At 45.8% G+C, this 12,290-nt stretch carries 10 protein-coding genes; 1 reads left to right on the top strand and 9 read right to left on the bottom strand.

Annotation, left to right across the window (positions count from 1 at the left end; all coding sequences use genetic code 11):
• The first annotated feature begins 146 nt into the window (after positions 1-146).
• Positions 147-1,490: an MATE family efflux transporter gene (locus NAF29_RS12065; RefSeq protein WP_251261836.1), complete on the top strand. Its 1,344-nt coding sequence runs from the start codon at positions 147-149 to the stop codon at positions 1,488-1,490.
• Between the two features lie 51 nt (positions 1,491-1,541).
• Here the strand turns inward: NAF29_RS12065 and NAF29_RS12060 are convergent, their stop codons facing one another.
• From NAF29_RS12060 to cpdA, 9 genes are all read right to left on the bottom strand, one after another.
• The gene (locus NAF29_RS12060; protein WP_251261835.1) at positions 1,542-2,204 is read right to left on the bottom strand and encodes a sulfotransferase family 2 domain-containing protein; all 663 of its coding nucleotides are present in this window, start codon (positions 2,202-2,204) and stop codon (positions 1,542-1,544) included.
• A gap of 149 nt (positions 2,205-2,353) precedes the next feature.
• The gene (rbp, locus tag NAF29_RS12055; protein WP_251261834.1) at positions 2,354-2,608 is read right to left on the bottom strand and encodes an RNA-binding regulator; all 255 of its coding nucleotides are present in this window, start codon (positions 2,606-2,608) and stop codon (positions 2,354-2,356) included.
• A 132-nt stretch (positions 2,609-2,740) separates the two neighbouring features.
• Positions 2,741-3,109, bottom strand: a complete 369-nt coding sequence (gene rraB / locus NAF29_RS12050; RefSeq protein WP_251261833.1) for a ribonuclease E inhibitor RraB — start codon at positions 3,107-3,109, stop codon at positions 2,741-2,743.
• A complete protein-coding gene (locus NAF29_RS12045) occupies positions 3,106-3,690 on the bottom strand; it encodes a lysophospholipid acyltransferase family protein (protein WP_251261832.1) in 585 nt (194 codons plus the stop codon). Before NAF29_RS12045 ends, rraB begins: the two co-directional genes overlap by 4 nt.
• 231 nt (positions 3,691-3,921) lie before the next feature.
• Complete coding sequence (parC, locus tag NAF29_RS12040) at positions 3,922-6,198, bottom strand: DNA topoisomerase IV subunit A (RefSeq protein ID WP_285817754.1); 2,277 nt, start codon at positions 6,196-6,198, stop codon at positions 3,922-3,924.
• A 91-nt stretch (positions 6,199-6,289) separates the two neighbouring features.
• Positions 6,290-8,665, bottom strand: coding sequence for a bifunctional diguanylate cyclase/phosphodiesterase (locus NAF29_RS12035; RefSeq protein WP_251261830.1), 2,376 nt, complete (start codon positions 8,663-8,665; stop codon positions 6,290-6,292).
• 241 nt (positions 8,666-8,906) lie between these two features.
• Positions 8,907-10,796, bottom strand: coding sequence for a DNA topoisomerase IV subunit B (gene parE, locus NAF29_RS12030; protein WP_251261829.1), 1,890 nt, complete (start codon positions 10,794-10,796; stop codon positions 8,907-8,909).
• A gap of 56 nt (positions 10,797-10,852) precedes the next feature.
• Complete coding sequence (locus NAF29_RS12025; RefSeq protein WP_251261828.1) at positions 10,853-11,455, bottom strand: YqiA/YcfP family alpha/beta fold hydrolase; 603 nt, start codon at positions 11,453-11,455, stop codon at positions 10,853-10,855.
• Positions 11,455-12,285, bottom strand: coding sequence for a 3',5'-cyclic-AMP phosphodiesterase (gene cpdA / locus NAF29_RS12020; protein WP_251261827.1), 831 nt, complete (start codon positions 12,283-12,285; stop codon positions 11,455-11,457). Before cpdA ends, NAF29_RS12025 begins: the two co-directional genes overlap by 1 nt.
• Between the last annotated feature and the right edge of the window lie 5 nt (positions 12,286-12,290).

Below are 12,290 nucleotides of genomic sequence, written 5' to 3'. Positions count from 1 at the left end.
TAAGTTCTTTTTTTGTCATCATCTAAAACTATAATGCGCCCTAACAACGAGGTAAAAGCTCCGATTTTGTGTCGGACCCCACCTTTTTGAACAAAGAGACCTATATCACATTTACTATTTTAAGACAGTATAAATCGGAGTAAGAATTGAAACAGAACCACGCGCTCAAGTTGAGCTTCCAATTAGCATGGCCCATTTCATTGCAGCAAGTTTTAATGACGATGCTGGGGATGATTGACGTCATGATGGTTGGCCACCTTGGAAATTCAGCCGTTGCGGCAGTGGGTCTTGGCAACCGAGTTCAGTTTGTAATTCTGGTTATTTTTGCTGGTTTGGGCACTGCTTTGAGCATTTTGTCATCTCAATATTGGGGCGCCAAAAATGTGAACGGCATTAGAAGCGCTATTGTTCTGGCCAGTACTACAGGGGCGGCACTATTACTGCCTTTAATCATTGCCTTGTTTCTATTTGCAGAGTCGATTATCGCGTGGGGAACCAACGATGCCGAAGTTATAGCTCTGGGGGCTGACTACATTCGCCTCACGATTCCTGCATTGATTTTCAGCTACTTGCTCATGGTGTTTGAAGCGTCATTGCGAAGTGTCGGTCAGGTCAAAACCCCACTGGTCATTAGCGCAATTGCCGTCATTGCTAACATTTTGATGAACTGGGTATTTATCTTTGGAGCGGGGCCTGTACCGGCTATGGGCGTGGCTGGTGCAGCTATTGCAACTTCGGTAGCTCGTGCATTCCACCTTGCAATGCTGGTTGGGTATTTGATTTGGCGTCGCCATTTGGTGCTTCCGAGAGTCGAAAGCTTTGCCATTGTTCATTCGCTATCGGCATGGCGGAGGTACCTCACGATTAGTCTGCCGATGATGCTTAATTTTGGGATTTGGTCGAGCGGCACCTTCGTCTATGCAATTTTATATGGCCGAGTGAGCACCGAAGCACTCGCTGTAGCGAGCATGCTTGCGCCTGTAGAAGGTATATTGATTTCTCTATTCTTTGGTATGGCATCGGCCAGTGCCATTATGGTGGGGCATCAACTGGGCGCAAATAACCATCAGCAAGCGTGGAATTTGGCGAAGAATTTTGCCTTGTTCTGCCCTATCGTCGCTGTGTTGGTCGGTGGATTATTGGCATTGAATATTGATCTAGTACTTATGCCGTACAACAACTTAGACACAAGTACGATTGATCAAGCGCGCCAAATCATCATTTTAATCGCGGCGTTTAGTTGGCTTAAAATCACCAATATGACGCTCTCTATGGGTGTGCTTCGTACCGGCGGACAGAACAAGTACTGCCTATTGTCGGATACATTTGGAATGTGGTGTATTGGCATTCCAATGACAGTTATTGCGGTATATTTAGATTGGGGATTCTTCTACATTTACTTGATGGTGTACACCGAAGAAGTCACCAAGGCAGTGCTATTTGTACGTAAATTGATTCAAAAAACGTGGATGCAAACTCTAGCGGCTTAACATCGAAGAGAGATATAAAAACCGGCATAATGCCGGTTTTTATTGAATACTTTAGGTTTTAGGATCAAATGTGTAGCCTAAAATATCAATGTCTCGAGCAAAATGTTTCGCCACTAATTCAGCCGTTTCATCGGTGTAATAACTCAGGTACTTTGCCCTATCGGTCGCTTTGCGTTTGTGGGGTAAAGCTAACCCGCTAACGCCAACTTTGTCACACACGTAGCGAAAGTCATCTTGCAAATTTTCATAGTGGCCAATGTAATCCACTAACACTTTTCCATGCAAATCAACCAAGTAGTCCGACTGAAGTTCTAAGGATGTATCAATGTGATATTGATATGGACGTTCAGGATCGAATTTCCACCGCAAAAACGTTTCAAAATCGTCTTTGCCTTGCATCACATGTGGCCGCTCACGCTTGATGTGATGAAATGAGCTTACTTGTAAATCCCATGGATTGCGTACAAAAGCAAATTTAAACAGTTGCTCGAAATACTCATCGGGGAGCATTTCTTTAGCCGCAATAATTTTGGAGTGCCTTGGAAATTTGGACCCAATATGATGCCCAGTTAACTGGCTCATTTTGTTTGCAATGAACTGAGGTACCGAATAACGATGACCCCAACGATACTTAGATAACGCGGTACGAACACTAGTCCCACCGGTTTTAGCAATGTGTACAAACAAAAAATTATGCTTATGAGAAAGCAACATAAAAAGAAATTCCCGAGGAAGTCAGAAGCTGAGCGTATATTAATGATAATAGACGAAAGGCGCTAGTGAAGACGCGAAAGCAACTCGGATATTTCAACAAAAGGTAGAGCAGGTAGGTGCTAACGCGAGGAGCTAGCACCTAATTCGTTTTATCTAGAAGCGCGAGGGCGGGCTTCATTGACCACTACATTTCGGCCATCGAGCGGCTGACCATTTAAACGTTCAATGGCTGATTGTGCAGCAGCATCATCAACCATATCAACAAAGCCAAACCCTTTAGAACGTTGGGTGTCGCGGTCTATAATTATATTTGCTGAGGCAATTTCACCGTACTGAGCAAAGGCCTCTGCTAGGCTTTCATCTGTCATTTTATACGACAGATTACCAACATAGATTCTCATCATATTCCCTTCAACATAGAATTCAGCCAACCGGCATTACTCGGATATGGCTGTGACTCATTTAACAAATACAGCGCCCTAAGCGCCGTGTTAAATAGGGTAGAAGGGAATTATGGCAAGCTCATGACGGTAACATTAACCTTCTTCTTCACCTTCAGGGTCAACGAAATATGTGCCCCAACCGTCATACTCAACGCCCCACTGCTGAGCATAGTCGAGCATCGTTTCACACTCGGCATCGAGCAATACAACATCCAAAAGCTTTTCTGTCACCAAGTCGAAACTAAAGATCACTGCACCTTCATCATCTTCGATTTGTTCTGCATCGGTGACTTCAAAACCTAGCTTAAAAGCAATCATTGCTGCTTTTTCAAGCTGATCAAAATCTTCTGCGGAGAAGTGATGTTCAATAATGTAGATCCCTTCTGGATCGCTACCATCAGAAATAAGCTCCTGACGGATTTCTCGGTTGAATTCTTTCAGTGACTCGAGCGCCTGATTCATGATTTACCTTTCACTTCGTGAGTTATTCGCGCAATTGTAGCAGCCATTTGGTCGTGGATCTCGTTCGCAACTTTGCGAATATCAGCATCGTTGTCGATATACACCGGAGGTAACACCTCAATCGGTACCACACCATTGTTCCAACGGTTAAGATTCACCAGCTCATGAGTGTCTGATACACACACAGGAACAATAGGAACACCCACTTGTTTAGCTAACCGAAATGCCCCAGTTTTAAATGGAAGTAGCCCCCGGCCATAACTTCGCGTGCCTTCAGGAAACATCCACACGCTTAATTTTTTGGTCATCATTTCTTCGGCAGCTTGATTGAGTGTGTCGGCTGCTTTATTTGAGTTCTTGCGATCAATCATGATGTTACCCGTGATCCAATAAAATAAGCCAAATACCGGAATCCACTTCAGGCTTTTCTTACCGATACTCACAGTACCACGGCGCAGTGGCTTGGGAGCAACGACTAAATCTAGGGTATTTTGATGATTACATACCAGTACGCATGGCCCAATATCATCGAGATGATGTTCTCCTCGAACATCAAATTTGAAGCCATACCATCGACTCAACCATGTTAATGGCCGTGAGACCAGAAAAACTGAATTGCGATGAAAAGGGCGTGCCAAGCACATAAGTAACACGGGCACGGTCAAAATCATTAAGAATATGATCGCCGTGACAACACGAAAAAAATAGAGCATATCAGGCCGTTTAAAATAAAAAGAAAAGAACGGGTGCATCCTGCATCACACTAATGCTAGACCACTCCGAGCACACTCGGAGCAGCTTTAGCCGTGTTATTATTCCGTATCGGGAGTTTCTGTATTTACATCTTCTACCAAAATCTCTTCAACACGTTGAAGTCCTCTAGGTAGTTTATTGCCTCGACGCCCTCGGTCGCCGCGATAGTGCTCCAAATCAGAAGCCTTAAGGGTCAGCTTCCGTTTTCCTGCTTTGAGAACAACAGACTGGCCAACCGGAACAATCGCAATTTGTTTGACGTACTCTTCACGACTTTGCAGACGTGCGGCCGGAATTTGAATGATTTTATTGCCTTTTCCTTTACCAAGCTCAGGCAATTGATCAATAGGGAATACCAACATGCGCCCTTCCGTGGTCACAGACACCACTTGCGATTCATCGCTCGTGATCGGCTGAGGAGTCATCACTTTCGCCCCGGAAGGGAGCGTGAGTAACGCTTTACCCGCTTTGTTACGGCTGATCATATTGCTAAATTTACACACGAAGCCGTAGCCCGCATCAGATGTAATTAAAAAACGTTGTTCGTCTGTAGCCATTAAAACATGTTCAATGTTTTCACCAGCAACTAAGGTAAAACGCCCAGTCATAGGCTCGCCCTGACTTCGAGCTGACGGCAAGGTATGAGAATCCGTTGAAAATGTTCGTCCTGAGCTATCCATGAATACAGCAAGCTGATTGCTTCGACCTAACGCACTGGACAAGTATTGATCCCCAGATTTATAACTTAAACCTTTAACATCAACATCATGGCCTTTGGCCGCTCGCGCCCAACCTTTTTCAGATAACACTACGGTTATCGTCTCTGACGGCAACAAGTCTTTTTCTGTCAGAGCTTTCGCTTCCGAGCGCACCATTAACGGTGAACGACGGGCGTCGCCATACTTTTCAGCATCGGCGATCAGCTCTTTTTTCATCAATGTCTTAAGTCGACGGTCAGAGCTCAAAAGTAATTCCAGCTTCTTACGCTCTTCGTCTAACTCAGATTGTTCTGCTCGAATCTTGATTTCTTCGAGTTTTGCTAGCTGACGCAACTTCAGCTCAAGGATGGCTTCAGCTTGGCGCTCAGACAATGAATAAGTCGCAATTAAAGCGGCTTTCGCATCATCTTCCGTACGGATAATTCGAATCACTTCATCAATGTTCAAGAATGCGATAAGCAACGCTTCAAGCACATGTAAGCGATCGAGCACTTTATCGAGACGGAACTGCAAACGCCGCGTGATCGTATTCTGACGGTACACCATCCATTCGCTAAGAATGGTGTTTAGTGGCTTCACTTTGGGTCGACCATCGAGCCCCAACATGTTGATGTTTACGCGATAGCTTTTTTCAAGATCTGTGGTTGCAAACAGATGTTGCATTAACTGTTCACAGTCCACTCTATTTGAGCGCGGAATGATAACAATGCGAGTTGGATTTTCATGATCCGATTCATCCCGTAAATCCGCCACCATATTGAGTTTTTTAGCCTGCATTTGTGCGGCTATTTGCTCTAATACTTTGCCTCCAGAGGCTTGATGAGGAAGCGCTGTGACCACCACATCACCGTCTTCTTTACTCCAAACTGCACGCATTCTAATGCTACCTCGACCGGTTTCATAAATACGCTGCATGTCTTGTTTGGGGGTAATAATTTCTGCTTCAGTTGGATAATCCGGGCCTTGGACATGGGCCATCAAATCGGTCACCGTCGCTTTCGGATTTTCAATGAGATGCACACACGCATCGGTAATTTCTTTGACATTGTGGGGAGGAATGTCAGTTGCCATTCCCACAGCAATTCCCGTCACACCATTGAGTAAAATATGTGGCAGGCGAGCCGGTAAAACCGAAGGTTCTTTCATGGTCCCGTCAAAGTTTGGAACCCAATCGCTGGTACCCTGCCCAAGTTCGCTCAGTAAGACTTCACTGAACTTAGCTAGACGAGCTTCGGTATAACGCATGGCCGCAAATGATTTCGGATCATCTGGAGCGCCCCAGTTGCCTTGGCCATCCACCAGCGGGTAGCGATACGAAAATGGCTGCGCCATTAACACCATTGCTTCATAACAAGCACTGTCGCCATGTGGATGATATTTACCCAACACATCACCGACTGTACGCGCTGATTTTTTGTGTTTGGATAAGGCGGACAAACCCAACTCTGACATCGCATAAATGATGCGTCGTTGCACCGGCTTTAAACCGTCACCGATATGCGGCAATGCACGATCCATGATCACGTACATGGAGTAATTTAGGTAGGCTTGTTCAGTAAACTGATGGAGGGGCTGTCGTTCGATACCTTCCAGGCTTAAATCGGCTGCGTCGGTCATGTCACCCATTGATTCTTTTGGCATATTTTAATTCGCACTAGTGATGTAAAAATGCCAGATTTAGCAGCAAAAGGGTAGCTGCAAACTCACATTACTCCTGATTTACCCTAATTCTTGAAGAATCATTCCATTTTGGCTCAGAGTAATGCTCCGATATGGCTTCTCCTTGAACAGACTCAATGCCTAGCTGCACCAAAAATTTCAGTTCATTGGGATGCTCAACTTGCTCTGCAATGAGAGTACATTGACTCCGCAGACACGCATCGACTAATACTTCAAGCATACGCAAGACAGATTCTTCGAGCATACCTTGCCTAATAATCGCGCCATCAACTTTTACATATTGCCAATTAAATTCACTGAGCAGATGCAGGGAGCTATAGCCGGTGCCAAAATCGTCCAGTACAAACGACACCCCCGCATGTTGCAATCGTTCAAAGTGTTGGAGGGCCGTTGCCATATTGGCCAATACTGCGGCTTCGGGGAGCTCAATAACTAATTGTGCAGCTTGCTCTGGATAAGCCCGAATTAACGCATCAATAGCAGCCATTGCTTGTCGATCAATAAAGCTATGCACTGACAAGTTGACCGATAACAGCATATCCGCTTCATCTACCAGTAGCTGAAGCGCCTTCTCCAACACCCACAAGTCAATGGCTGTTAACTGACCACATCGCTCCGCTGCGAGTAACAATTGCTTCGGCTCTAAGAGTTGATTTTTTTCATTCCGGAATCGTAACAAGGCCTCTGTCATCAAGGGAGTATCAGGATTGAGGTGCCACACTGTTTGAAATTGCAATTCTAAACGCCCGTGACAAATTGCCTGGCGCGCCTGCGATAACCAATATTCACGAGCCTGAACCGCAGGCATAGGTTGTGTGATGGGATAAAAATGAAACGATTGAGTATCCTTATGAGACGCTTGATACAAGGCTAAATCAGCCCTTGAAAACAGCTCGTCGACTTGCTCACCATGTTGCGGATAGCAAACAGCGCCAATTGACACTTCCAGCATTTCTTCTCGTATACCATCTTGAATACGAATAGCAGATAAGATATCAACTAAATGTTCGGCCAACTTTTGGGCAGAATCGAGACTATTTTGTTTGACGATCAGCCCAAACTGATCATCTCCAATCCGAGCAAGCATGACATTCTGTGGCAAACTAGCTTTCAGCATATCGGCCATATCCGTTAGCAATTGATCTTTAGCGCGATACCCAAACGTTGCAGAGATTCGGGAAACATTGTGAGCGGTAAGTAACATCAAACTGCCACGTTTAGCGAGGGCAAGTTGATCGGCCAGCTCAGCTTCAAAAGATGCGCGATTTAAACACCCAGTCAAAGGGTCATGAAAACCCAGCCAATGGGATTCTTGGTAATTGTCTTTAAGGCGAGCGACCGTGCGTGCCAACTGCAGCATCATATTGGCAAATGAAATCTCAAGGCGAGAGGCCTTCGGGTCGGCGGTCTCTGTATGATGAACATGGTTAAAATCTGGATTCGTCAGAATGATCTGGCTATTGGTGGAAATTTGATTCATTTGATGTTCTATTTCAAGCAACTGCCTGTCATGACGCCGGACACGAAACATCACACACAACAACGTAATCACCAGTCCCATACCCAACACAGCCCCTCCAATCCAAAAGTTCAGCGCAAATTGAACCTTCCAAGGAACCCGTTGAGTAATTGATGCCAACCACACCGAAGTCCCATTCAGTGGCTTGGCATATAAATCAACGAGCCTCCCTTCAACTGCTAACGCTTGATGACTGGTTAAGTTAGGGCTGGTCATGTGTTGAATCGCGGCCTTGGTTGGCCCGTCCAAATCACCAGCGCTATCTTTTACCTGCCACTGTGATTGACCATATTGCAATGCTACAAAGGTTCTATGTTCGAGTATTTGGGGAATGATGGACTCAATCAAAGGCATCACTGAAACAGCATATACAAGTTGCATTTGAGTCTGATTTTGATTGGAGATCTGAAACGGATAAGAAATCAACGCGTAGCAACGCGCTTGGCAAAACCAAGTTTGACCTAAAGACTGCTTGGCAATGATATTCATATATAACCCACGCCAGTCCGTTCCTGCTCCGCTCAACAACGCGTCACTGCCATCGAGCAACCAAATATAATCAACCGCCAATGCTGAATTTTGCGTGAGCGCAGTCCATGACTCCTGCAAAAACACACCCACTTGAGTGCTTTTTCCTGACGCTTCTATTTTTTCAACAAGGTTATTAGTAGTGGGTTGCAAGGCAATCGCAGCGAGATGGCTCAAGGCAGGAAGTTGCTGTAATTGTTCGGACAAATGGCGTTTCTCAACTGAATGCACAGACTGATTGATTGCCTGAATACTCAACCCAATAGCAAGCGCTGCACTGACCAGCCAAAAACAAGCAATAATCGCCAATATTGGGTACGTCAAACCAGATGATCTAGCTTGAAAGAAATCTACCATTCCAACAATATCCAATCCGTCGAGGTTTTGTGAGTGTAGGTAGAGCTTATCCCACGATTTCAGAGCTGAAAGATTGAATCGTCAATTGCCATGCAATGTGAGCTTAACATCACACTAAAAGCTTAGCTTTGTATCAAAAATGCCAAGTCACAACAGGGACAAAGCAACCAGAGACAAATCCCTAAAGGCCCTTGAACACATCATTGAATGCAAGGCCCTTTCTTAATATGAGTGACGGTGGTTAATCAATACTGGCTAAATTACCTTTCGACTCCAACCATATTTTACGGTCAGGCGATCGCTTCTTAGAGAGCAGCATATCCATCAGCTCTTCGGTAGGTTGTAATTCTTCGATTGTTAACTGCACTAAACGCCGAGTGTTGGGGTCCATGGTGGTCTCTCGAAGTTGCAGAGGGTTCATCTCACCCAAACCTTTAAATCGAGTCACTTGAATTTTGCCCCGCTTTTTCTCAGCAGCAATACGGTCTAAAATGCCCTCGCGCTCATCTTCATCCAACGCATAAAACACTTCCTTACCCACATCAACTCGATAAAGTGGCGGCATGGCCACAAATACGTGCCCTTCTTCCACCAAGGTTCTAAAGTGCTTCATAAACAACGCACACAGTAAGGTAGCAATGTGGAGTCCATCTGAATCGGCATCGGCTAAAATACAAATCTTGCCGTATCTCAAGCCACTTAAATCAAACGAATTCGGATCGATTCCTAACGCCACAGCAATGTCATGAACTTCCTGTGATGCTAAAATTTGTTCGGATTCGACTTCCCAAGTATTTAAGATTTTACCGCGCAGCGGCATGATGGCTTGAAATTCGCGATCGCGAGCTTGTTTGGCTGAGCCTCCGGCTGAATCCCCTTCCACCAAAAATAATTCGCCTCGCATGGGGTCATCACTCGAACAGTCAGTTAATTTACCGGGTAATGCGGGGCCACTGGTAACTTTTTTACGCGTGACTTTGGCTCGGGAGCGCATTCTTCGCTGTGCATTATTAATACACATTTCAGCTAGGGATTCTGCAAAATCAACGTGCTCGTTAAGCCACAAGCTAAAAGAATCCTTAACAACTCCAGACACAAATGCCGAACATTGGCGTGACGACAGCCGCTCTTTGGTTTGACCGGCAAATTGCGGATCTTGCATTTTGATCGACAAGATATAAGCGCAACGCAGCCAAATATCGTCAGGCGTTAACTTCACGTTTCGCGGCAATAAGTTTCGAAACTCACAAAACTCACGCATGGCTTCAAGTAAGCCATTGCGAAAACCATTGACGTGAGTCCCCCCCAAGGCTGTGGGGATCAGGTTTACATAACTTTCTTGTGGAGCTTCCCCCCCTTCAGGCAACCAAACAACCGCCCAGTCTGCGGCTTCAGCTTCGGCTGCAAACGACCCGGTAAAAGGTGTTTCAGGGAGCGATTCAAATTCTTTAACCGAATCGATTAAATAGTCATTTAAGCCATCTTGGTAACACCATTCGATGGTTTCATTGTTGACTTTATTGACGTATTTAACTTGCAAGCCAGGACACAATACCGCTTTGGCTTTCAACAAATGACGGAGTCTCGAATCACTAAAGTTACCGGAGTCGAAATAGCTGGCGTCAGGCCAAAAATGAACCTTTGTCCCAGTGTTTCGTTTGCCACAGGTACCTGTTACGGTCAGCTCTTGAACTTTTTCACCATTTTCAAAGGCAATTTCGTGAACTTGACCATCACGACGCACACTCACTTCAAGACGCTTAGTGAGTGCATTCACAACCGAAATGCCCACACCATGTAAACCACCAGAAAACTGGTAGTTTTTATTCGAGAATTTACCGCCCGCATGAAGCTTACATAAAATAAGCTCAATGCCTGACACCCCGTGTTCAGGGTGGATATCGATCGGCATTCCGCGACCATCATCCGTCACTTCGAGTGATTGGTCGGCGTGCAATACAATTTCGATTTTGGAGGCATGGCCGGCCAAGGCTTCATCCACACTGTTGTCGATTACTTCCTGACCCAGATGATTGGGTCGGGTCGTTTCTGTGTACATACCGGGACGGCGTTTGACAGGATCTAACCCTGAAAGCACCTCAATGGCATCGGAAGTATATTGCTCAGACATAATATTCAGACATCTCTGGGATGTTCGTTCTCGGTGAGGTTATAGTTCAAAAAGGCTCATGCAAAGTCAACTGCTGACCCGCTCGCCAATAAAAATCTTATGATTTCGGGACATTGCTCCGCATAACCTTGAAAGGCATGGTCGCCGCCTTGCTCCACTCGCACATCACTTTGTTCGAAGTAACGCACTGAGTTTTTGTAGTCTAAGGTTTCATCACCTGTTTGCAGTCGCACTTGCAACCTTGAACGTCCAGTCACGGGTCGCTCGAGAGCTCTGAGGTGATCCATGTGTTCAGCCGTGTGCTCAACTCTTTCATGGGTGTATGGATTGGTCTTCACGCCTAACATGTCGCTCAACAAGTCGTAAGGCTCTACCGCGGGGTTAATCAATACAGCGGACAAGCCATAACATTCCGCCAGATAGTGCGCGTAAAAACCACCCAAGGATGAACCAATTAACCCAACCGGCTGACTTTGTTCAAGAATATCATCAATCAGACCATGCATTTGTTGCATTGCCTGTCGAGGGTAATCGCTCAGGCAGGGCGTGTGTACTTTGACGCTAGGAAACGCGGCTGCAGCTTTATGAGTCGATTGCCCTTTGTAAGACAGATCAGAGCTCATATAGCCATGTAAATAAACGACGTGATGCAAGGCCATCAGTAGCCTTGAGCTTTCAAGTCCGGCACAAACGCGTTGTCGGCAAGGCGCTTTAATTCCGTGGACAATTGGCCATCTTGCGCGAGCGTAATGTAGCGATACCCCGGCGGACGTTTGTCTAACGAAAACTGCTCAGAGCGCGGTTTAAACTGGATACAAGTCGAAGGAGTCGCAATTAAGTGCAGCTGCTCACGTTGCTGCACCCAATCTTGATGCACATGCCCCCAAACCACGCCACGTGCATTCGGGAAACGACTTAACTGCTGCAGTAGTGTTTCACCATTTTTCATACGGTGCTGATCAAGCCAGCGACTGCCCACAGGCACCGGATTGTGATGCACAAAAACAAGGGTATATAAGTCGGGGTTTTGCTCAAGACAGTCAGACACAAATTCAAGCTGCTTCGATTCAAGTTCACCAAAGGTGAACCCTCGAACTTGAGAATCTAACATCAGCAATTGCCATGTTCCGGCGCACACTCGGTTCACCGATGAAAGCGGTGCGGCACTGAGTAGGTCGGGCATAATCAAACCATCATCATGATTGCCTGGCAACCAAACGACAGGTTTGTTCAGCGATGCAATTTCATCAGCAAACGCTTGGTAAGATGCCGGGCTATCGTCTTGCGATATGTCTCCGGTGACAACGACTAAATCAAAATGCTGGTTGTCGCTCTTTACGCTATCTAGGATTGCCCGAAAGCTATTTCGGGTGTTTAAACCAAGTAAGTCCTTTTCTGGATCCCCAAATAAGTGCGTGTCCGTTATTTGAAGAACCTTTAGCGCATCAGAAGCCGACTCAGCCAAAGCCAGAAATTCCTGATTATTCAAAATGT

This window comes from Echinimonas agarilytica (assembly GCF_023703465.1).
Classification (GTDB): domain Bacteria; phylum Pseudomonadota; class Gammaproteobacteria; order Enterobacterales; family Neiellaceae; genus Echinimonas; species Echinimonas agarilytica.
This window is presented reverse-complemented; position numbering and strand designations above follow the sequence as displayed.

Bases quoted from the DNA above. Each gene is read 5' to 3' on its own strand.
- NAF29_RS12060 (WP_251261835.1), bottom strand. From the start codon at position 2,204: ATGTTGCTTTCTCATAAGCATAATTTTTTGTTTGTACACATTGCTAAA.
- rbp (WP_251261834.1), bottom strand. From the start codon at position 2,608: ATGATGAGAATCTATGTTGGTAATCTGTCGTATAAAATGACAGATGAA.
- rraB (WP_251261833.1), bottom strand. From the start codon at position 3,109: ATGAATCAGGCGCTCGAGTCACTGAAAGAATTCAACCGAGAAATCCGT.
- parC (WP_285817754.1), bottom strand. From the start codon at position 6,198: ATGACCGACGCAGCCGATTTAAGCCTGGAAGGTATCGAACGACAGCCC.
- NAF29_RS12035 (WP_251261830.1), bottom strand. From the start codon at position 8,665: ATGGTAGATTTCTTTCAAGCTAGATCATCTGGTTTGACGTACCCAATA.
- parE (WP_251261829.1), bottom strand. From the start codon at position 10,796: ATGTCTGAGCAATATACTTCCGATGCCATTGAGGTGCTTTCAGGGTTA.
- NAF29_RS12025 (WP_251261828.1), bottom strand. From the start codon at position 11,455: ATGGCCTTGCATCACGTCGTTTATTTACATGGCTATATGAGCTCTGAT.